The organism is Shewanella sp. 10N.7 (genome assembly GCF_020806285.1).
Lineage (GTDB): Bacteria > Pseudomonadota > Gammaproteobacteria > Enterobacterales > Shewanellaceae > Shewanella > Shewanella electrodiphila.
In genome coordinates, this window is record NZ_JAJGZS010000002.1 from 125,055 (window position 1) to 148,884 (window position 23,830).

The 23,830-nt window shown below is 40.9% G+C and carries 12 protein-coding genes and 2 pseudogenes; 10 read left to right on the forward strand and 4 right to left on the reverse strand.

Features of this window, described 5'->3' with window-relative positions; translation table 11 throughout:
* Positions 1-318 precede the first annotated feature (318 nt).
* Positions 319-927, reverse strand: a complete 609-nt coding sequence (gene msrQ / locus LMH66_RS02485; RefSeq protein WP_229368344.1) for a protein-methionine-sulfoxide reductase heme-binding subunit MsrQ — start codon at positions 925-927, stop codon at positions 319-321.
* Positions 924-1,958, reverse strand: coding sequence for a protein-methionine-sulfoxide reductase catalytic subunit MsrP (msrP, locus tag LMH66_RS02490; protein WP_229368357.1), 1,035 nt, complete (start codon positions 1,956-1,958; stop codon positions 924-926). The genes msrQ and msrP overlap by 4 nt, the downstream gene beginning before the upstream one ends.
* Positions 1,959-2,158: 200 nt before the next feature.
* Here msrP and rmuC point away from each other — a divergent pair, with 200 nt between their 5' ends.
* The 7 genes and pseudogenes from rmuC to LMH66_RS02525 all read left to right on the forward strand — a co-directional run.
* On the forward strand, positions 2,159-3,640 hold the full coding sequence (gene rmuC / locus LMH66_RS02495; protein WP_229368359.1) for a DNA recombination protein RmuC: 1,482 nt from the start codon (positions 2,159-2,161) through the stop codon (positions 3,638-3,640).
* Between the two features lie 198 nt (positions 3,641-3,838).
* Positions 3,839-5,788, forward strand: coding sequence for a transglycosylase SLT domain-containing protein (locus LMH66_RS02500; RefSeq protein ID WP_229368361.1), 1,950 nt, complete (start codon positions 3,839-3,841; stop codon positions 5,786-5,788).
* A gap of 154 nt (positions 5,789-5,942) precedes the next feature.
* Positions 5,943-6,854, forward strand: coding sequence for an AAA family ATPase (locus tag LMH66_RS02505; RefSeq protein ID WP_102528334.1), 912 nt, complete (start codon positions 5,943-5,945; stop codon positions 6,852-6,854).
* 5 nt (positions 6,855-6,859) lie between these two features.
* Positions 6,860-7,936 (forward strand): DUF58 domain-containing protein, encoded by a 1,077-nt coding sequence (locus tag LMH66_RS02510; protein ID WP_229368364.1) that lies wholly within the window; start codon positions 6,860-6,862, stop codon positions 7,934-7,936.
* Positions 7,926-10,034 (forward strand): transglutaminaseTgpA domain-containing protein, encoded by a 2,109-nt coding sequence (locus LMH66_RS02515; RefSeq protein WP_229368367.1) that lies wholly within the window; start codon positions 7,926-7,928, stop codon positions 10,032-10,034. Before LMH66_RS02510 ends, LMH66_RS02515 begins: the two co-directional genes overlap by 11 nt.
* A gap of 73 nt (positions 10,035-10,107) precedes the next feature.
* Positions 10,108-10,578 carry a DUF2059 domain-containing protein gene (locus tag LMH66_RS02520; protein WP_229368376.1) on the forward strand — a complete coding sequence of 157 codons (471 nt, stop codon included), beginning with the start codon at positions 10,108-10,110 and terminating at the stop codon, positions 10,576-10,578.
* A gap of 293 nt (positions 10,579-10,871) precedes the next feature.
* Positions 10,872-11,134: pseudogene (locus tag LMH66_RS02525) on the forward strand (IS4 family transposase); the annotation flags it as partial.
* A gap of 130 nt (positions 11,135-11,264) precedes the next feature.
* Here LMH66_RS02525 and LMH66_RS02530 read toward each other — a convergent pair.
* Both LMH66_RS02530 and LMH66_RS02535 read right to left on the reverse strand, forming a co-directional pair.
* Positions 11,265-12,386, reverse strand: a complete 1,122-nt coding sequence (locus LMH66_RS02530; protein WP_229368377.1) for a hypothetical protein — start codon at positions 12,384-12,386, stop codon at positions 11,265-11,267.
* Positions 12,387-12,580: 194 nt separating this feature from the next.
* A pseudogene (locus LMH66_RS02535) lies at positions 12,581-13,702 on the reverse strand (ISAs1 family transposase).
* A gap of 449 nt (positions 13,703-14,151) precedes the next feature.
* Between LMH66_RS02535 and recC the strand changes: the two are divergent.
* From recC to recD, 3 genes are read left to right on the forward strand one after another with little or no spacing between them, the layout of a single operon-like run.
* A complete protein-coding gene (gene recC / locus LMH66_RS02540) occupies positions 14,152-17,946 on the forward strand; it encodes an exodeoxyribonuclease V subunit gamma (RefSeq protein WP_229368379.1) in 3,795 nt (1,264 codons plus the stop codon).
* A complete protein-coding gene (gene recB, locus LMH66_RS02545; protein ID WP_229368382.1) occupies positions 17,946-21,785 on the forward strand; it encodes an exodeoxyribonuclease V subunit beta in 3,840 nt (1,279 codons plus the stop codon). Before recC ends, recB begins: the two co-directional genes overlap by 1 nt.
* Positions 21,782-23,812 (forward strand): exodeoxyribonuclease V subunit alpha, encoded by a 2,031-nt coding sequence (gene recD, locus LMH66_RS02550; protein ID WP_229368386.1) that lies wholly within the window; start codon positions 21,782-21,784, stop codon positions 23,810-23,812. Before recB ends, recD begins: the two co-directional genes overlap by 4 nt.
* Positions 23,813-23,830 lie beyond the last annotated feature (18 nt).

Genomic DNA, 23,830 nt, shown 5'->3' on the forward strand with positions numbered 1-23,830 from the left:
TCATTCTCGTCTCCAATTATGACTGGCTATTCCAGCGCCACGTAATATATCAAAGAGATACGGAAAGTAACAAGAAACCAAGATGTGAAAAAGCCAAAAATAACAAAGGTATGACACAAAATCAAAGTCAGTAAACAGAAGCGGTTTAGCCTCCCTTTATTGATAACAAAAAATCAATCAAGGTTTCAGCGGGAGCACTAAACCAAACTGTCTCTGGCTTTAATTAAAATCTATTGTAAAAGTCTAGTTAAGGACTAATTCAATGAGCTTATGTAAAGAGCTTATGTAAAGAGCTTATGTAAAACGTTTAGGAAAAAACTATGCTCTACCAAATAGCCACTGTTTGATAGATTTTCGTCTGTACCAAAGTAACAAAGCGAAGATGCCAAAATAAATACTGGGTTCGATAATTTCAGATTTAACTGACCAGTAAAAATGGATCGGCGCGAGTATTGCCATAACATAAATCCAATTATGCAAAGACTGCCAGCGTTTTCCCAGTTTACGCTTTACCGCTTGAAAAGACGTTAAAGCTAACAGCGTAGCAATAATCAAACTGGCAGCGCCGACTAAAATATACGGACGTTTAACAATCTCTTCAAACAAAAATCCCCAAGCAAAAAGCAAATCTAAACTAATAAAGGCGGCAATATGTAAACAAGCATAAGCAAACACATATAAGCCCACTAACCTTCTAGTTTGTAGTAGCAAGCCTTGCTTAAATCGCTTAGCAAGCGGTGAAATTAGTAAGGTTACCACTAAAGCATTCAGCGCGCCCATGCCAGTATAATGAATAATATACTGCACTGGATCACCACCAGCATTATCAGTTAACACCATCAAAACTAGATAAATTATTGGGCTTAAAAAACTAATATGCAGGCATACTTTAAGCCAAAATAATCCTCTTTGAGTTAAGCGCTTCAATAGAACTTCCTTAAATCTAAACCTTTATACAGATCGGCTACTTGTTCACCATAGCCATTAAACATTTGTGTCGGAATTCGTTTCGCTGAAAATAATCCACCCTCACCAATACTTCGCTCAGAGGCTTGTGACCACCTTGGATGATCGACTTGCGGGTTTACATTGGCATAAAAGCCATACTCATGTGGTGCCAATTGGTTCCAACTGGTTGGTGGCTGTTTATCTGTTACGCGAATTTTAACCACTGATTTAATGCTTTTGAAACCATACTTCCACGGTAGAACTAAACGTACTGGCGCTCCATTTTGTGGCGGTAAGGTTTTGCCGTAGAGTCCAACGGCTAAGAATGGTAATTCATTCATCGCCTCAGCAATCGTTAATCCTTCAACATAAGGGTAATGAATCCCCCCGCCCATTAAACGATTCCTTTGACCTGGCATCTGATCTGGGTCGAATAGAGTTTCAAATGCAACATGAGTCGCTTTATTCGACACTCCTGCCATCTTAAGTAATTCAGCTAATGAAAACCCTACCCAAGGAACAACCATCGACCATGCCTCTACGCAGCGTAAACGATAAATCCGTTCTTCAAGATCAAATTTGGTGGTTAAGTCATTCAAATCGAGCGTTAACGGCTTATCCACTAACCCCTCAATCCTGAGCTCCCATGGATTAACTTCAAACTGCTGCGCATTGTCAAACGGATCTTGTTTGCTGGTACCGAACTCATAAAAGTTATTATGGCGAGTGATTTTATCTTCAGGGGTTAAACGATCAACTATTTGGAATTGATTAGGCTTACTGTAATCAAGTCCCTGTACAGCAAAAGGAGGCTTTTCTTCGCCGCCAAACAAATCAAATAATCCTGCTTGAACTTGCCCTGGTAAACTTGCCCCTAAAGCGCCAAGCCCAAGTGCTTTAATGATGTTACGTCTATCACTAAATACACTTTCAGGTGTCACTTCATTTTCCTTAAGAGACCAAGAAGGCGTATTGCCAACGCCCTTAGTAAAACCTTTTTTAGACACCATAAACTACTCCTTACTATTCCCGAAAAACGAGATTATTCACTGCGATTAACTATAAGACAGTTTAATACGAATATAAATTTCAAAAAGTTTAGCTTTTGAGTTTATTAATTAAGCGCTTAAGTATTAAATCCACTTTAACTCCCTTGCGCCCATACTAGCGGCATGAGAATCTTAAGCATCATTTTTATCTGGTCGACATCATGACGCTTCCTACTTCTTTATCTATCGCTGAAATCATCGCATTATCCGCAGCGGCCTTTTTAGGTTTACTCATAGGCGCATTACTTAATCAACGGTTAACTCGTCAACGTTGGGAACAACATCGAGACAAAATTGCGGCTGAGATGACTCAGCAACAATCCGATTTTGAGATAAAACAGCAGCTATTAGCGCAACAGATTGAAGACAAAGAACAAGCACTGGCTCAAACAAGAGAAAGATCAGAATTACTCATTGCCCAATTATCAAAATTAGAAGCTCAAGCCGAGCGTATTCCTCAATTAGAACAAACCTTAGCTGACGGCCAGCGTAAGTTCATGGAGACTCAACTGGCGCTTTCCAAATCAAATGCGATGCAACAAAGTATTCAAACCCAAGCGAATACCGAAAAAGCCGCATTGAATGACAAAATATCTTTACTAGAAAATGCAGAAGAAAGATTAAAGCTACAATTTGAAAACCTTGCTAATCGTATTTTTGAAGAAAGAAGCGAAAACTTTAAACAGCAAAATGTCACTCAAATTGATGGCGTTCTAGGGCCGCTTAAACAACAACTTGAAGGGTTCAGACAACAAATCCGCGAATCATATACTCAAGAGCAAACTGAGCGAAGTGCTTTAAAGCACCAACTTGATCACCTTAAAGATCTCAACCTTAAAATGAGCCAAGATGCGATTAACCTCACCAAAGCGCTTAAAGGTGACAATAAGCAGCAAGGTAATTGGGGTGAAGTTATCCTTGAACGTGTACTACAAGAAAGTGGTTTGCGTGAAGGTCATGAATATGACACCCAGCAAGATTTAAAAGATGAGCAAGGCAAACGCTTTAAACCTGATGTCATTGTTCACCTTCCAGAGCAAAAAGATGTGGTCATTGACGCAAAAATGTCACTGGTAGCCTACGAGCGATTCTTTAATAGTGATGATGAAATCGTTCAACAGCAAGCGATTAAAGAACTGGCCTTATCGATTCGCCAGCACATTAAGGGCTTAAGCCAAAAGGATTATCACAAACTACACGGTCTTAAGAGCCTTGATTATGTGTTGATGTTTATTCCAATCGAACCTGCATTTTTATTAGCACTTGAGTCAGACCCTGCTTTGGTAAGCTTTGCCCTTGATCATAATATTATGCTTGTCAGTCCAACAAACTTATTAGTTGCTCTGCGCACCATTAACAATATTTGGCGTTATGAATATCAAAATCAAAATGCTCAAAGCATTGCCGCTCAAGCAGCTAAGATTTACGACAAGTTATGCGGTTATGTTGAAGACATGGACAAATTAGGCCGCGCGTTAGAAACCGCAGACAAAACATATCAGCAAGCAATGAGTAAATTGTCACAAGGTAAAGGCAACCTAATAAGGCAAGCACATATCATGCAAAACCTAGGGGTCGAAACCAGTAAAAATTTAGATCCACAACTCATTAATAAAGCATTAGATGATTCAAAAGAGCACTAAAGCGTAAATTAAAACGATTAAAGCCGATTTAGCAGCGCATAAGTGAGCATTTGCACTATTATTTTTGTTGAGCTTACCTGAAACACAGGGTAGAAATACCTAAGCCGTATTACTCCAACTGGCGAATAATACCAATACTATAAATACTAAAGTTGAGTTTTCGCAACGAAGTCGTACTGAGACGGAGATCTCATTATTATGCGTAACATGGTGTATTTTTCAATTGTCACAGTTGCTCTGCTATTTTTGCAGGGCTTTAGTCATTGCGTTAGCGCTAAAGAAATCATTTATAGCGCTCAACAGCAGCTTTATCTGGATGCACGTATAGCACTGGATAAAAAACAAATGAAAACTTACCAAAAATTACGCCAGCAGCTTGGTGATTACCCACTTAATGTATACCTTGATTATCATGAAAAAAGTGCCAGTATATCAAACCTTAATGGCAAGCAAGCCCATCAAGCCATAGAAGCATTCAATCAAACCCCGCTATACAATACTCTGCGCTATCGGTATCTGAAAAATGCAGGTAATCGAAAACAGTGGGACAACTTTCTTGCTATCTCACCGACTGTCCCTAACGATACTGCTTTGCAGTGTTATTACTTTCGCGCCCAATTGTCCCAAGGTAATGAAAAAATTGCCTACGACGGCGCAGAAAGGTTATGGCAGTATGGCCGTTCTCGTCCAAAAGAGTGTGATGTTTTATTTAGCGAATGGACTAAAGCAGGTAAGCGAACTCAAGCATTAATATGGTCAAGAATGCTATTAAGCTTTAATGAAAGCCAATACGGTTTAACTCAATATCTGGCTAGAAAGATTACTAAGAATAAAGCTGAAGCAGATCTGCTTATTTCGGTTTATCGCGACCCGAATAGCTTGCGCCATACTCGTAAGTTCTCGTCTAAATCTCCCATGGTTGGCGACATTGTCACTGTAGGGCTGCGCAAACTGGCACGCAAAGATTTAAAACAAGCAGTCAAACTTTACAAAAAGTATGACAAAGCGAATCGCTTTAATGCCATTAAAGGACAACAACTTAATCGTTATATTGTCCGCCGTGCTTTAATTTACAAAGAAGCTGATTTACTTGAACATATCGACGCGAGCTTACCTATATTAGACTCAGATGACTTGTTTCAAATTCGTCTGCGTTGGGCCATTAGCGAACAAGACACTGCCACCATCAAACATTATCTTGCATTACTAAGTGACGACGTGATTGATGATTCCCGCTGGCAATATTGGCAAGCACGCTATCTTGAAGAAAACGCTAAAAATTATGCCGATAAACAAACATCAGCACAGATTGCCAAACAGTTAAGTCAAGCGCGTAACTTTTACGGTTTTCACACCGCACAAACCATCAAAGCGCCCTTGGCAATGAACGATGACAACTTACAGTCAAACCCTGTTCTTGCCGCGAGATTAAATGATGATCCAGCCATGGCGAGAATTATTGAACTGATTGCCATGGATAAAACCCGTGATGCTCGCAATGAGTGGGTGCACATGCTTCGCAGGCAGAGCAATCCAATGCGTGCAGAGTATGGACTGTATGCCCTTGAGCAAGGCTGGTTTGACTATAGTGTTGAAGCCAGTATTCAAGCAAAGCAATGGAACAGTTTACAGCTACGTTTTCCACCTGCTGCCCAAGCTGAATTTGAAAAGGCCAGTAAAAAATATAAGGTCAACATTGACGAAGTGCGCGCTATCGCACGGCGTGAAAGCGCATTTTACCCCTATGCTACATCAGGTGTCGGCGCCCGTGGTTTAATGCAACTAATGCCAGCAACCGCTAAAGAAACCGCGCGAAAAAACAAACTTACATTTAAACGTAAAACTGATTTATATCAGGTTGAATACAACGTACAACTGGGCAGTGCCTATTATGCTGAACTACTTAAACAATTCGATAATAACCGCGTATTAGCCTCTGCTGCCTATAATGCTGGGCCACATCGCGTGAAGCGTTGGCTTAAAGAATCAGACGGTAAGTTAGACGTAATGAGCTTTATCGAAACGATTCCTTATAAAGAAACCCGAGAATACGTCCAGGCGGTACTCAGTTACCGTTTGATATACCAACAATCCCATAGCCCTGAAAGCAGTATGTTTAGCACTAAAGAGCTTAATTTTATGTATTAAATGTTTTGTACAAAATTAACGCAAGATTTAATAAACATTTACAGCTTAATGCCGTTAAGTGCTTTCCTTCTAATTAATGACAAGGTAACGTTATAGTTTCGATGTATTTGTTAACAAATATGGCCAAACCATTTGTTAACTAACGGAGTCCTGAGTGCCAGCGTCAAAACTAAAACAATTATTATCGCAATTAGAAAGTGTATTACTGGGTAAACCTGAACAAATTAAACTGGCGGTTGCCTGTATTTTGGCAAAAGGTCATTTATTAATTGAAGATTTACCCGGCATGGGTAAAACCAGTTTATCCCAAGCGCTTGCCACCTCTTTAGGCATGAGCTATCAACGCATCCAGTTCACCAGTGATATGTTACCTGCCGATATTCTTGGGGTATCAATTTACCAACAGGAGCAGCAAGAATTTACTTTCCATCCTGGTCCCATTTTCAATCAGATGTTGCTAGCTGATGAGATCAATCGTGCAAGCCCTAAAACCCAAAGTGCATTGCTTGAAGCCATGGCTGAGCGCCAAATCACCTTAGACAGCACCACTCACCCATTACCAAAACCTTTCTTTGTTATCGCAACACAAAACCCTATCGAGCAATCAGGTACTTTCCCCTTACCTGAGTCACAATTAGACCGCTTCATGATGCGTATTTCGATTGGTTACCCAAATGAGCAAGCAGAACTGGAAATGCTCAAAGGACTCACTTCACGAAATACTGCTGAGCCTTTAGCACAATGTTTTACACCCAATGAACTCATCAGCTTACAAAATCAGGTACAAAAGGTCAGTGCTTCTGATGCTGTGCTTAAATACCTTATTCATTTAGCCCAGTTCTCTCGCCAGCAAGCCGATGGCAATGGCCTGTCACCTCGAGCGAGTATTGCCTTATTGGACGCAGCTAAAGCATGGGCATTTATTCATCACCGCAATTATGTAGTGCCTGAAGATATCCAAGCGGTATTTCACTGCGTGGCTGAACACCGTATTCGCACTAATAATCAGTTACAAGGCCAAGCCTTGTCAGATCATATTCTTGCCAGTGTTAACCCAATTAGTTAACTAGCATGAAAAAATCAGTAAATACTGAAGCCCATTATCAGCCTAAGCCCAAATGGTATACACGCTTTATCCCCCAAAGAATTAAGCAACGTTGGGGCCGCTGGCTGAATAAGCGGATCCCTCCCAATAAACAGGTTACCCTGACTCATAAGAGTATATTTATTTTACCCAGTGGCTTTGGCATAGCGTGGTTTATGCTTATTGGCGTGCTGTACCTTTTTGGCACTAACTATCAAAATAACTTAGTTATCGGTTTAAGCTTATTACTGGCGAGCCTGCTGCATACCTGCATTATTTACAGTTATAAAAATCTCGCAGGGTTAACTTTAACCTCGCAAACGCCACCAGAAACCCAAGCTAACCAAAGCATTGCTTTTCCTGTGACCTTAACCAGTAAAGCAAAACCAGATAACAAACATACCAGCCATCAACAAATCTGCCTTAACTTTGCAGAGCAGCGACATGTGCGCCTGACTGATATTGGTGAGTCTAGTCAATCAAGTATCACATTCACACCTCAAGAACGAGGTCGTTTCAACCCCGGGCGCATTAAGGTGTCATCTAATTTTCCATTGGGTCTGTTTCGTACTTGGTCTTATGTTGATTTAGATGTTCACCATATTATTTATGCCGAGCCAAAAACTAGCCAGGTCTCGTTAACCGGTCTCGATGACGATAACAGCAGCGAGTTTGAGCATGGGAAATTACAATCTGGTGTCGATGATTACAAAGGCTTAAAAACTTATATAGAAGGTGAATCGTTAAAACAAGTCGCTTGGAAACAATGGGCTCAAGGTCGAGGAATGCTCACCAAAGAATTTGCTCAGCCAGAAGGAAAACCTGTGTGGTTAAGCCTGGACGATACCGATGGTAATAGCCTTGAACAAAAACTCAGCAAATTGGCATGGCAAGTTAATGTGCTATCTCAAGGGCAACAAGTATTTGGTTTAGCCCTTAAGCAACAAGTGATTGAACAAAATAGTGGTGAAATACACCGTAAACAATGCCAGCAATTAATCGCCTTATATGGCAAAAAAATCACTGATGCAACGGTAGAAACAGGAGTCAATGATGAAAAGTAATGACTCATTTTCTCAAACAGCTCAGGCGAAAAATGATAAAAAGCAATTTATCGAGCAAGATAACTTTAACGAAAACATAGGCCGAAATACCCTATTTTGGTTGTTGATGACTAATGCATTAGTGCTATTTCCCCTTTATCAAGATGCCACCTTATGGAGCATTGGCATTTGCGGTATTTGTTTTGTTTGGCGTGTCGGTATTTATTTCGGCAAAGTCGCCGCACCGCCCAAATTACTGGTTACCAGTCTTGCTGTTGGCGCCGCAGCCACCTTGGCATTGGTGGCTAAAGAAATCGGTATGCTTAATGCGCTAGTTAACTTACTTTTACTTGGGTATGCACTTAAATACATAGAAATGCGTCAAATACGCGATGTAAAAGTCGTCGTGCTAGTGGGTTATTTTCTTATAGCGTTTGCCTTGCTTGAACGACAAAGCATTTTAGACACCATTCAATTGTTGTTTGTTTGTCTTGTTAATACCTGTGTACTAATCAGCGTGTATCAACATAGTAGCCGCAAAATAAACTTAAGTTTTGGATTCAAACTTTTTTTGCAAAGTTTGCCGCTGGCGCTATTACTGTTTGTGGTATTTCCAAGGCTGCCACCTTTGTGGCTTGCACCAAGCATGAAAAACGCAACAACGGGCCTTTCGGATGAAGTCTCACTGGGCGATATCAGCAAGCTAACTCGCTCACCTAGTCTCGCATTTCGCGTCGGCTTTGATAACGAAACTAATAACACCGATAAATTACAATTAGTTCCCAATGAGCAACTATATTGGCGCGCGCTCGTGATGGAAAATTACGACGGAACAACCTGGAAGCAATCAAATTTCAGAAAGAATGAACAGCGGATTTCATATGGGCCTTTACCTAAACGTAAATTGCCGCATACCATTGAGCAGTCGAATCCATATAATTACCAAGTTATCACTGAGCCAACTTATCAAAAATGGCTGTTTGGATTAGATCAATCCTTTACCAACACAGAACAAGTGGCTGAACTTAATGACTTTCGACTGTTTTCATTACGTAATATCGACCAACGCTTTAGCTACCGCGTCACGTCTTACCCTAATAGTTCACTTGAATTGTCATTACCACCGATAGCCAAGCGGATAAATTTGACTTTACCAAAAGAAACGAACCCTAAGACACAAGCATTAGCCCAACAATTTGCCAAAGATTACCCTCTCCCACGTGATCGTATCAACGCGATGATGGGCTATTTTGCAGAGCAACCTTATTTCTATACCTTAAGTCCACCGCCCATCGGTGCTAACCAAGTGGATGATTTTCTATTTGATAACAAAGCTGGTTTTTGCTCTCACTATGCTTCAGCATTAGTGTTTATGGCGCGCTCAAGTGGCATACCAGCACGTATGGTGGCAGGTTATCAAGGCGGCGAATACAACCCTAAAGCCGGTTATTACAGTATTTACCAATATATGGCACATGCTTGGACTGAAGTCTGGTTAGAAGGACAAGGCTGGGTCCGTTTTGACCCAACTGCGATGATTGCCCCAAATCGAATTTTAGATGGCTTTGATGCCATGTTTGCTGGCCAAGATAGCTATTTACAAGACAGCCCATTTACCAGTTTACGCTTTAAAGAAATCCCTTGGCTTAACAACATCCGCTTGCAATTGGCCAGCTTAGATTTTTATTGGAGTGTTTGGGTTTTAAGCTTTGATGAAGAGCGCCAGCAACAGGTATTAAGTGAGCTGTTAGGCGAAGTAAACAGCAGTAAAATTATTGTTTTAATGATTATTAGCTTTAGCATTATTGCTTTAATCATTGCCTATTTTGCTGGCGTATTTAATGTTCGCCCTAAACAAGACCCGATCATTAAACCTTATAACCTGATTTGCACTAAGTTAGCCAAAAAAGGTTACTCACGGAACACCATGCCCCCCCAAGCCTTTGCTACTTTTATGCATCAAACAGTGAGTGAGCAACAACCACAATTAGCAGAAGATTTTAACAAGATGACAGAGCACTTTATTGCACTGCAATATCAGCAGTTGAGTGATAAGCAGATAGAACAACATCAAATCTTGTTTAAACGCTACTTTAGAAAGGTAAAAATGGGCTTGTGAGTTTAATTTGGGAATTCATGATGCAAACGCTTGCCATTAGATCATATATACAATTAATCCATAAGGTTATGAAATGAAAAAAGTACTAATATTACCGCTATTATTTATGACGTTTAGCGCACCTGTAATGGCCGAAGAAGCGGCAATAGACAAAATGTTCAAAGTCATGAATATGGACACTCAGATGAATGGCGGTTTCGAGGCAATGCTCCCTGTCATTGACCAAATGTCTGCCCAATTTCAATTAAATGAAGCAGGTAAAGCAGAACTTAAACAAATCTTCCGCACCTGGTTTAATGAAGATATTGATCGCGCCAAAATAATCAATGAAATTAAAGCACTGTATTCAGAGTCTTTCACAGACGATGAACTTAAAGCAGTCACTGAGTTTTACCAAACTCCTGTTGGTCAAAAATTCTTAGAGAAATCCCCTCAGTTGATGCAATCGGGCGCACAAATTGGCATGCAAGAAGCACAATCTAAACAAACTCAACTGATGGAACGAGTTCAGCCATTTCTAGAAAAACAAAGAATAGCGCATTAATGATGGTTTAGCCGCCAAAGTATCATTAGAGGCTATTTCTAATTAAAAGGATAAAGTCGTGGTGCTCCGTCCTAACTTTATGAACAGCAAACGAAAGGGAGCGAATAACAACTCCCTCTTGGCCCCCCGAAGTCATAACATGAACAAATTAACTGCATAACCTTTATTCATATTGACAATTACAAATAAGCGCAGTGTATTAATTTAACCCATTGCTTGCCACAGTCGATGTATCGGATATAAAAATTTGCGTTGACATTAATGTGAAAGAGTTATTTTATGTTTAGATATAAGAAGGCTTTAGGTGTGTGAAAACAGGTCTAAAAATGAATGACAGAGCAAAGACTCGAAGAAGTCAGACAGATTAAGAGTACTCCTACTCACCGCTTGCCTATCAAAATATATTTTATTCCTGTTTCCTTTAGCTGTCAAAGCAGCAAATAGACAAAGGTAATATCAAGCTAACTCAATAAAACACCGAAACGTGCTCTTAAACCAATTTATTGACTTAAGAGCTTACAAAAAAAGGAATTTGAAATGTTCACAATCTTATTGAACCAAACAGAATATTAAATAAAAACCAACAACCGAAGCTGAAAAATAATAAAAAAATTAATTGCAATCACTTTAATAATGACATATCACAACATTTAGATTGCACCACCAAATATAATTACTGATTTAAATTACCCTGAAAAGAAATCAATAATTTTCTGACCAGTAAACCTAAAAGTAAATGTAACAGCAAAATCATCTTTATCATCAGGACCTAAATTTGCTTTAATACCTACTAAAAAGGGGATTTTCTCAACAAGTTGGTATTGGGCGTGAATAGAAAAAACATTAGGATCTTTTATTTCCGCATATTCTTCTGGCCTCATCCAATATATACTTAGATTACCTCTAGGAAGCTGATTTGGTTCCTTTGTAGCATCTTTGTCATACATATTAAAATCAATACCGACTCCCCAGTACCTAGTTAACTCATTCCCTTTACTTGCTTCATCTCTATTATTAAATCCTATAACTCCACCTAGAGATAAAACGGAATCACCATTCTGGGAAACTAAAAAACCTCCAGGGGAATATAAAATTTTAATGTAGCCGTCAATAGAGTCTGAAACATCATTAAAACCTGATGGAGTAGTTTGGGATTTAGTTTCATCAATAGTTGTAGGAGTTTGCCCTAATTTCATTCCCGCTTCTGCAGAAACTATAGCTCTAGTATCAAATCTAAAGTAGTCAGGTCTCCATCTACCATTCACATTTAAATCTGCAATAAAACCAGATTGGTCAAGCCCTGTAGAATCTTTAAACTCATCATATCCAGTTAATTGTTGATAGCCAAATGTCAAAGAACTTAACCACCTAGAACTATCTTTATCTTTATCTTTAATACCAATATATGAATATTGAGTTATTTGTTCATACAGTTTTTTCGCATTTACTGCATCTAATGAAGAACTATTATCTTTCAACTGTCTTAACTCTTTAACCAAACAAACAGATAAAGTATTAGTAACATCAATTTCTAATTCAGATTTTACTTTTGTTAACTCTTCATAATCAGACTCGACAATTTTATCTATAGGACACTCAACAACTAACCTATTAGGAATTGAAGTATAATCAGTACACTGTCCAAAAGTAACTTCAGGTAAAGTTCTTAACTTTACTTGCTCATTTTTAACTAGGCATTTATTAATAATTACTCTATCACTATCACTATCAGGCAACTCATAAACAGTTTCCGCCCAAGAAAAATTTGCACAGATAATTAATAGCCCCCCCATATATTTAATGTTCATATCATCCCCTGATTTATATCCCTAAATTGAACATATAACAAGAAAGGCTATATCGCCAACGAAAGTAGGCATTAAGTATAAATATTAAGCTAAAGTATGACCTTTAATTATACTTAATGATTAGATTTTTTTAGTCATTAAAACTCAGTTTATAATACTAAGTTACTAACCCAGGGTAACCGCATGAGTGTTCATTAATTTGCCACACCACTGAATCCAGCATTTAATACTCCTTCTAAGTATGCTGTTTTCATCCAGGCTCGTTTTTGTTTAGCTGGTATACTTCCTTTTGAAGGCTCGCTTCTAAGCATATTCAATGCGACTTGGCGTAACATAGCCCAATTTTCAGCACCATGGTCTTGATAAATTTGGCAAGCATCTTCAGCCATACAGACATCTAACACCCAATGCAGGCTATTTTCTACAGCCCAATGAGCACGCACAGCTTCAGCGAGTTACTGCTCTGTCAGTTCAGCGGAACTGATATGGTAACGATACATGAGCTCAGGCGCTTTTCCTTTGTGCTGTCGAAAACTCATACTCATGCCAAGCGTTTGTAATTTAGGCCATTTTGAGAATTCTTCTTTAAACTGTTTGGCACTTTAGACATGGTAAACTCGCGCTTCGATACGACCATGTTGTTGCTCAAAGCTTAAGCCGCTTAGCGGGGGTTTGCGTGTCTCAGAAAATGCTGCTTCTACAGCTTTATGTAGATTGCCCTGATTACTTTTTAGTGTAAATAAGTAATCGCCACCTTGCTCGACAATGTGTTCTGCAATGTTAACTTGGCAGCACATGGCGTCAATCGAAACCAAAATTCCTTCAATATCAAGAAACTTTATGAGCTCTGGGATTGCAGTGATTTCATTGGACTTTTCAGAAGTCTTGATTTGCCCAAGAACGAGTTTGTTTTTACATGCAAACGCATTCACCATATGAATTGTTGATTGTCGGTTTCCACGTTGATAGGAGCTTCTCAATGTCTTGCCGTCAATCGCGATAAGTTGACCTTGCGTTATTTCATGTACGGCTTGCATCCACTTTTTGAAACACAGCCTAAATTGCTCGGGGTCAATGCGTGAGATTGTCCTCGCGATGGTGTCATCGACAGGGACACCATCTCTTAAATATCCATGCTGTTGAAACCAATCAAGATGACCATCAGCGTAATCACGGATTTCGCTCCAGCGCTCGGCTCCAGCGATAACACCACAGAGAGTAACAAATAAAATATCTTCGAGAGGATAAGTGATTTTAGCCGATTGACTAGTGTCGGTAAGCTCACTGAAAAAGGTTGTGAAGGCTTCAAGGTATATAATTTACTCTCCTAAAAGAGAGTAGAAGTTCACAGCTAAGCCAAGGCGTCAAACAGATTGTGTATCAATATCAGCAGTTCAAAAAACGTTCACGTTCTCACCCTGGTTACTAACCTGTCCTTAAAGATTGCACACGCACAACCATCCATTAATATTTTTAATTAGACCTATTCTTAATTAAATCGTCATGAGGCATGCACAACCCTCACAATGTCAAATACATACCACAACTCTTAAGTAATAAAACATTTGTTCCCTCTCATTTATAGAGTGTACTTAATGTGTACTTTAATAATTTTTCCATATTAATTAAGAAAAATAATCGCTATTACACCACACAACAATATTTGCTTGCTATTTTAGCGTTTAATCTCACTATCCAATAAAAGCCTTTCAAACCTAATCACAACCTCTTAAAATAGTTTTAATCATCAGTTGCCGAGTCAGTAATGCTTAGATTAATTCAATCGAATCAGATGGAAGTCTTGTCTGAACAGCTTTCCAAGATGTTAGCCATTCCCCTTGATAATGCTAACTTACTGGCCAACGAGCATGTGTTAGTTCAAAGCCCAGGGATGTCGACTTGGCTGCGCTTAGAAGTGGCAAAATACAATGGTATCGCTGCTGCTCTTTCGTTCCCTTTACCGTCCAGTTTTACTTGGCAGTTATGCCATGAACTCTTACCTAACGTCCCTAAAGACAATGCTTTTACCAAAGCGGCAATGACGTGGAAGTTAATGGATTTATTGCCAAGATTATTAACTGATGAAGATTTTGCTCCACTACAAGCTTACCTAACACCCGAAGTCGCAAACACAGCTTCAAATGTAAGTGATATTAAAAGTGCTGGTTTAAGCTCTGACACAAATGAATCCATCCCTAGTAGCAATAGTTTGACTAGACTTGCTAATCAACATCAACATCAACAGCATTTTGATGCGATGAAGCTGTATCAACTTTGTGGCCGCATTGCCGATATTTTTGACCAATACTTAGTTTATCGTCCGAGCTGGATTTTAGGTTGGGAAAGTAACGAGCAGCCAATCAAGCTTGAACAAAATCAGCTATGGCAGCCCAAATTGTGGCGTGCGCTAATCGAATATAACCAAGTTGAAATTAACGGCAGTCATTATCACCGCGCCAACTTGCATCAAGAATTAATTAATGCGCTCAAACAGCCGCAAACCGTTATCAGCTCTTTGCCTGAACGCTTATTCGTATTTGGCATTTCATCAATGCCGCCGCAAACTCTTGAGGTGCTTTATCACCTTGCTGAGCGCATTGAAGTCATTATGTTTTCCCTTAGCCCCTGTCAGCATTACTGGGGCGATATTGTTGACCCTAAAGCGCGAGCGCGAATGGCACTGCAATATGCCGATAAAAAGCAACTCGGTGAGTCATGGGAAGATAAGCTCGAAGTCGGTAACCCGATTTTAGCCAATAACGGTAAAATGGGCCGCGAGCTGTTAGATTTAATGCTCGAGTTACCCGCTGAACATACTGACTTTAGTTACGATTGCTACATCGAACCTGAACAATCCGCCGATGAGCTAAACCTGTTGCAAGGATTACAATTTGATATCTTGCAAATGGAAACGTTAGGTCAAGCATTAGGCCCTGATGCCCACTTTTATCAAAATACTCAAGCAAGAAGAAGCTTACTGCCAACGGATGATTCAATCACTTTACGCAGCTGTCATAGCCCACTGCGCGAAATTGAAACCTTACACGATCACTTATTAGCATTGCTGTCCAATGATCAGCAATCAGCGGGCCTGCTACCTAAAGATATCGTAGTAATGATGCCTGATGTTGCCGCTTATGCACCGTATATTGATGCGGTATTTGGCACCAGTAACAGCCAATCACACCAGCAGCAAAGTAATTATTATATCCCTTACGCCATTGCTGATAGAGGCGCTGCGCAAGAGTCGCCACTCATCAACAGTTTCTTAAATTTATTGGATATAAATCAAAGCCGTTTTGGTTTAACCGATATTTTAAGCATTCTTGAAGTCCCTGCTATTTTACGCAAATTCCAGTTAGATGATGATGGCCTTCAGCTTATTAGGCGCTGGTTAGATGATGCCAATGTTCGTTGGGGGCGAGATGAACACACCCGATTGCAACAAGGTGTGCCTGGGTTTAAGCAAAACTCATGGGCATTTGGGATCAGTCGCCTTATTCAAGGATATGCTTTTAATGATGAATCTTCGATTTATCATGACACCCTGCTCGTCAAAGGCGTTGAAGGACAATCGGCGCAAACATTAGGTCACTTGCTCAACTTTTTAGAGTCCATTGATGACTATCAGCAGCAACTTGCTAGCACTTGCCCAACGCTTGAGCGCATCGAACAGTTATATCAATTATTAGAGGTATTTTTTGAAGCTGACGATGATGAGCGTGAACAAGTGCAAACCATCCGTGAAGCGTTAACAGCGTTAAAAGAGGAACTTGAAGGTGCGGGGCATCAAGGTGAACTCGACATTGAAGTGCTTAAGCAATGGTTTAATCAACGCTTAAATGAATCCCGCGTGGGCCAGCGCTACCTTGCTGGTAGTGTTAACTTTTGTACTCTGATGCCAATGCGCTCTATTCCCTTTAAAGTCGTTTGCTTACTGGGGATGAATGATGGCGTTTACCCACGAGTTCAACACCCTGTAGGGTTTGATTTAATGGCACACAATGGTGCCATTAAAGGCGACCGTTCAAGACGGTTAGATGACCGTTACTTATTTTTAGAAGCCCTACTTTCTGCAAGGCAACAATTATACATCAGCTATATCGGTCATTCTGAACGTGATAATGCTGAGCGTATTCCGTCGATGTTAGTCTCTGAGCTGATTGAGTATTATCAACTGTGTTATTTTGCCGACTATTGCTTTAATAGCTGTAATATAAGCAATAGCGACTTAAACAATAGCCATTTAAACAAAAACACAGCACGCGAAAACATATCAAATGAAGCTGCAGATCAAGCCATTATTGATCATTTAATTATCCAGCAACCGCTGCAACCATTCGATGTGAAACTATTCCAGCCCGAGGTATCTCACTCACCGTCGCAGCAACAATCTATTTTACAACAGAGCTTTAGCCACCAATGGTGTCCGCCTAAGTTTAATGACCCGGTAACAGCACAATGGCAGTCCACATTTATTAACGCATCGCAGCCTATTGCTATAGATTTACAATCAGAGTTAACTGATGCAGCAAAAGATCATCAACATACACTTGAGCTATCTGCATTACTGCGATTCTTTAGAAGCCCTGCGCAATTCTTTTTAAATCGAAGCCTAAAAGTGGATTTTAATCTGCGTATTCAAGCTGATGATAATGATGAACCTTTTGGCTTAGATTCACTTGAGCGTTATAAACTGCAATCAGCCTTATTAGATAGCGCTATTTCAAACCAACTTGAGCATGCTGATATGGAGTTTGTTGCCAATCTAAAAGTCAGCGGCTCACTCCCCATGAAGCCATTTGATGATTTACTCCTCAACCAATATCAAAAAGATATTGCTCCTCTTATTGGCAGAGTATTGTATTTAACTGGAGAAGTGCAAAAGACTTCCGAATTAGATGTTGCTCTTAGGTTTGATGACATCTGTTTTAGTAGCAGCAATTTTAACAACAGTACTCTTAATAGCAGCATTACTCGACAAACCATTGCAGTCAATTTGGTTGGTCGCATTGATGACATTTACGCGAAAGGCCAAGTCAATTATCGCCCAGGTACAGCCCATGGCCGAGACTTTTTACGCGTCTATTTACGCCATTTATGCTTAAACGCATCAGGAGTAGAGAAAAACAGTTACCTGCTGGATATCGGTCATTTTCATGCTTTCACAGCGATAAAACCAGAGGCAGCGCAGCAATTACTGCAACAATTTGTTCAGGGCTATTTTAATGGCCAAGCGCAGCCATTGTGCTTTATGCCGCGCACCGCACTCGCCTATGTTGAAGCTGAAGGTTCACATTCAGAAAAACTACATGAAGCGCAAAGCCAGTGGCTTGACGAGCAGACAGAGTTTGGTGAAGGAAACGACCCGCATAACAAACGCTTATTTAATTTCCCGAATGACTTTACGGAACAAGAATTTGGTTATACAGCCATGCAATTACTTAAGCCAATGCTGAGCGTATATCACAAAGGCACCTTGGCTGATTTAGACGAGTACATCAATGAAACAACATCGGTGAATAACATCGATGCTATCAGTACAGAGGGGCTAGCATAATGACCAAGGTCACTACACTCAATCCCCTCACCTTAGCATTCACTGGCAGCAGCTTAATTGAAGCCAGTGCAGGTACTGGTAAAACCTATACCATTTCGGGTTTATATTTACGTCTATTACTGGGTGGTAAAGACGGAGAAATCGAAAGAGCGCCATTAACCTGCGAGCAAATCTTAGTGGTGACCTTTACCAATGCCGCCACAGAAGAGCTGCGCGATAGGATCAGAAAACGTATCCAGGTTGCGTTTAAGTGTTTTATTGGGCTTGATACTGATGATGAATTTGTCTCTCAACTTTACCAGCAAATACCTGAGTCAGAACGCTCAATAGCCCTAAGACGATTAGATTTAGCATTAAAATCGTTAGATGAAGCCGCGATTTTTACCATTCATGGTTTTTGTCAGCGGATATTATCTGACATGGCATTCGAGTCATCATTGCTATTTGAATCAGAATTTACTCTCGATGACAGCGAGTTTTTACACCATGCAGTAAGGGACTTTTGGCGTGAAACCTGTTATCCATTGCCAGCGGTCTTAGCCCAAGTCATCGCCAATGAGTTTGGTAGCCCTGATCAGTTAGCTAAACAATTAAGGCAGCTATTAGGCGCAACCCAGGCTAAAACACCGTTTATTGCTAAAGACTTTAATCAACTGACTGACGAACTCACCCAAAGCCTGTCACGCTTTAAAATGCGCTGGGCAGCAGACAGTGAAGCAGAATTAACGCTGCTGCACAGTTTGCCGCTAAATGGCGCCCGCTTTGGCAAAAAAGCTGATGAATACCCGAAGCTTGCGGCTATGTTTGATAATTTGACGAACTGGGTTAGCTCAGGCACTGGTTTACCGCCAGTAAAAACACTTGAAATGCTGGCGTTATCGGGGTTAAAACTGAATAAAGGTGGCACAGTTCCTACGCCACAAGAAGCGCCTTTATTGGATCACATTGAGCGCTTATTTGATCTCATTAGCCAAATAAAACCGGCATTCTTGGTGCGCGCAAAAGACGGGATTAAACTTCGATTCGCGCTGCAAAAAGCTCAACGTAATTTAATGACCCCAGATGACTTGCTGATCACTTTAGCGGGCGCGCTAAACTCAACTGATACTGATACTGAAACTGAAACTGAAACTGAAACTAGCCAATCACAAGAGCAGTTAATTTCAAAACAGCTCGCTAATGCGATTGCTGCGCGTTTTCCTGTTGCGTTAATCGATGAGTTCCAAGATACCGATCCACTACAGTTCGCTATTTTCTCGGCAATTTATCAACAACAAGCACAGTGGGATAAACTGAGCTTATTAATGATTGGCGATCCTAAACAAGCAATTTATGCCTTTCGCGGCGCTGATATTCACACTTATATTCAGGCCCGTAAACAAACCAAGGCGCACTATAACCTCGAAACAAACTACCGCTCATCGACTGCGTTAGTGAATGGGGTAAACCAATTATTTAGCCAACACGATGACCCATTTATCAGTGATGCGATCCCTTATGACGTGGTCAATACGCCTAAAAGCGCTGATAGAAAAATCCTCAATGAAGCCACAGAAAATAGCGCAGCCTTACGAATTAAGTTACTGGCAGAAGATGACTCTGGCCTCAACAAAGCCACAGGCCGTAAGATATTGGCTGCCGATGCCGCCAGTGAGATCAAACGTCTATTAACTGAGTCGCAAAATGGCCAGTGCTACATGGCAGGTAAATCAAACACTCAAACGGGTAAGCCACTCATCGCCAAAGACATCGCCATTTTGGTTCGTGACCGTAATGAAGCTGCGGTAATGAAACAAGCCTTGAGCGAGCGACAAATTGGCGCAGTATTTTTGAGCCGAGATAGTGTATTTAAAACCCAAGAAGCGTTTGAAATTGCAATCATTTTACGTGCCTTAGCCAATCCTAAAGATGAACGTTGTTTACGCTCCGCTATGGCTACAGAACTTATGGGCTATAGCGCACAGCAAATCCATCAGTTCAATCAAGATGAAGAGCAGCGCCAAGACTTATTAGATAAATTTGCTCAGTGGCACCAACTGTGGAATCGCCATGGCATCATGCCGTCGCTACTATCCCTTGCCAGTGAAACAGAATTGATTAAGCGATTTTTAGCTAAAGGCGATCTCAATATATCGACGTCAAAACTAACATCAGCTTCAACAGATGAGACAAGTGCCACCGAGAGCGGAGAGCGCCGGTTAACCGATTTCCGCCATTTATCTGAATTATTGCAGCAAAAAGCTACCGAGTTAGATGGCAGCAGTGCATTAATTAATTGGTTTGAGCAACAGCTTATTGATGGCCAAGGTAGTGATGAGCAGCAACTTAGGCTTGAAAGCGAACAAAACCTTGTGCAAATCGTCACGATTCATAAGAGTAAAGGCCTTGAATACCCTGTGTGTTTTGTGCCTTTCATTAGTTTAGCCCGTGACAATCGCCGCAAGCCGACGCCAATGCTGTATCACCAAAATGATGAACTCATATGGGATGTTGAAGCCAGTAAGGAAGGTTGGGAGCAATATAAACAGGAAAATCTTGCTGAAGATTTACGCCTTTTATATGTGGCACTCACCCGTCCTGTTTATGTGTGTTACCTATATATTGCCAACCATAGCCGTATGCTAAAAGCGGGCATCAGCAGTCAGTTATTTGAAACCGCTATCGGTTATTTACTGGGTATTACCACTAAAGAGTGCGATTTTGAGCAGCTTAAATTGGCTGCAACAAAGCTTACTAACGATAAACACGGTCATCCTGTCGATGCGATTAGCATCCGTGAAATCGATGCGATTGATGATTCAGCATTATTGAGCGTAGAAAACAACGACCAGGAACCACTACCAAAAACCTTAAGCCGTGATTACCAAACACCATGGCGAGTAGGCAGTTACTCAGGGCTTGTGAAACATTTAGCCCATGAAAAAGTCGCTCCTGGCGCCGATGACGAAGATTTCAGCCAAGAAACCCAAGCGCAATTTGAACCCAGCAGTGATATCAACCCCTTTGATACTGAAGCCGCTGAAAACGCAATTAACCGTTTCACTTTCGAACGTGGCGCCAATGCCGGTAGCTTTATGCATTTAGTGTTGGAGTTATTTGATTTCACTCAGGCAGATAGCGAATTGCCTGAAGCGTTAGCCAAAGCGATGGACCAATATGGTTTTGACAAAGAAGTTTGGACCGAGACTTTAATCCACTGGTACCAACAAATTTTGCACACCCCGCTATTAACCGGTTATCAGCAGTGCGACCAGCAATTACTTAACTCAAGCGGCATGCCATTAACCTTGAGTGAATTAACGGAAAAACAAAAACTGGTGGAAATGGAGTTTTATCTTCCCATTAGCCAATTAAAATCAGAGCAATTGAATCAATTACTCAGTCAATACGGCTATGATGCTGGGCTAGAGTTTGATGAATTACAGGGTATGCTGAAGGGATTTATCGATTTAACCTTTGAATTTAACGGTCAATTTTATATTGCCGATTATAAGTCTAACCATTTAGGCGATGACTATTCAGATTACAACTTTGAAGCCATGGGCAATGCGATTAGCAGTCACCGTTATAACCTGCAATATATCTTGTATACCCTCGCGCTGCATCGATACTTGTCTCTACGTATGCCACATTACCAATACCAACAACATATTGGTGGCAGCTTTTACTTGTTCTTGCGTGGTATGAGCCCGCAAACACCACAATCTGGGGTATTTTTCGACAAACCGCCGCAAGCATTAATTGAGCAATTGGATATATTATTTAGTCAATCGAATGAGGCATCAGCTGCAGTGAGTCGCACGCCTTTGAATAATACGACAGTGGAGTCAACATCATGAGTCAATTACTCCAGCTGCAAGCGCCCATACATCAGCTACTAAAGCATTGGCAGCAACAAGGGCTTATTACCCCACTTGATCGCCATTTCGCTTTAGAAATGGCCAAGATACAGTCCAGTAAAAGTGATGAGTTTTTATTGTTCATCTGCACCCTACTAAGTCAGCAGTTATCCAGTCAGCACAGCTGTTTGGTCATCAGTGGGATAGATTTAGCTAATCCGTTTTGTGAGCAACAAGCCCTATGTAAGCTTAACGTCGATCATCAGCAGTTAACTGACTCAATTACCAAATTAGATTGTGTGGGAGAGCCTAGTGAAAATACTCCGATGATTTTCGAACATGGCCGTTTATACCTAAACAAGTATTATCATTTCGAAACCGAAGTGGCGAGTCGTTTAAATCAGATGGCGAATATTGACTTAACTGTCGATACCAATCTGTTACCCGCTTACCTTAACGACTTATTTGATGAGGTTAAGCCAGCGGCAGCACAAACCATTAATTGGCAAAAAGTGGCTACTGCAACGGCCTTAACCAAAGCCCTAGCGGTGATTACCGGTGGCCCTGGTACTGGTAAAACGACCACTGTCACTAAACTATTATTATTACTACTCACCCAGTCTGAGCTCAACATAAAGTTAGTCGCCCCAACCGGCAAAGCGGCAGCGCGATTAAGTGAGTCAATCAAAGCCTCTAAAGCCCGTTTGTTTACCCAAGTGAGTCAAACAGGTAAACCAGAACTTCTCAAGGCGCTCAAAAATATCCCTGAAGAAGCTGCGACTTTACACCGATTACTTGGGGTTATTCCAAACTCCCATGCTTTTCGCCATAACAAAGACAACCCGTTACGATTAGATTTATTGGTGGTCGATGAAGCCTCAATGGTCGATTTACCCATGATGCATAAACTGCTCAATGCCTTACCCAGTCAAACAAGGTTGATATTGCTAGGCGATCAAGACCAGCTCGCTTCAGTTGAAGCTGGCGCAGTCTTAGCTGATATCTGCTCTGGGCTTGCAAATACGGACTCATCGTCTGTGCAGCCGTGGAAAATGCGCTATTCCGCTAAACAAGCTGATTTACTTGAACAACTCACAGGTGAAGCCACCAGCGAGTTTATTCATCAATCGCCCATGATTGGTGACAACCTGTGTATGTTAATGCACAGTCACCGCTTTAAAGGTGATGCAGGGATTGGCTTATTAGCTAGTTCAGTAAACTATGTCGATATTCAAGGAGTCCGCCGAGAATGGCAGCATGGCCATCAAGAACTTACTTGGATTGAGCATCAAGCTGAAGGTCAAAGCTTGCCGTTAATGCAACTTTCGGTGGCAGCTTACAGTGAATATCTGCAGATGATCCTCGATAATCAGCATGTTTATGAACAAGCTAAACTGCTCAATGGTGAACAAGGTCATGAGCTAGGTTCCGTACAAGACAGTGATTACAATTCCCAGCGTCATCAGGCTGCAGATATTATCGAAAGCTTTAACAAATTCCGGATTTTGTGCGCCATGCGATCAGGTGAATTTGGCGTTGATGGTATTAACCTCGCCATCACCAATGTGCTTAAGCAAAATCATTGGATTAAGCCTAACCAGGAGTTTTATCTTGGCCGTCCAATCATTATCCAAAGTAACGATTACAACTTAGGTTTATTTAATGGCGATATTGGTTTGATTTTGCAGGACGAACAAAAACCTGAACGGCTTATGGCTTACTTTGTCAAAGCAGATGGTAGCTTATTGAAAGTACAACCCGCGCGATTACCTCATCACGACAGTTGCTTTGCGATGACCGTACATAAAAGCCAAGGCAGTGAATTTGAACAAGTGGCGTTTGTGCTGCCGCAAAAGCCCAGTAATGCGCAATGGCAACTACTGACTAAAGAGCTGGTGTATACAGCAATTACCCGAGCTAAAGAACACTTTATCTGCTTAGGCTCGCCTTATGTATTTGAACGCGCCTGTAAACAAGTGACCTCACGAGCATCAGGGTTGGCGCTGAGGTTATGGGGCAAGTCATAAACAGAATTGCCAAGTTTT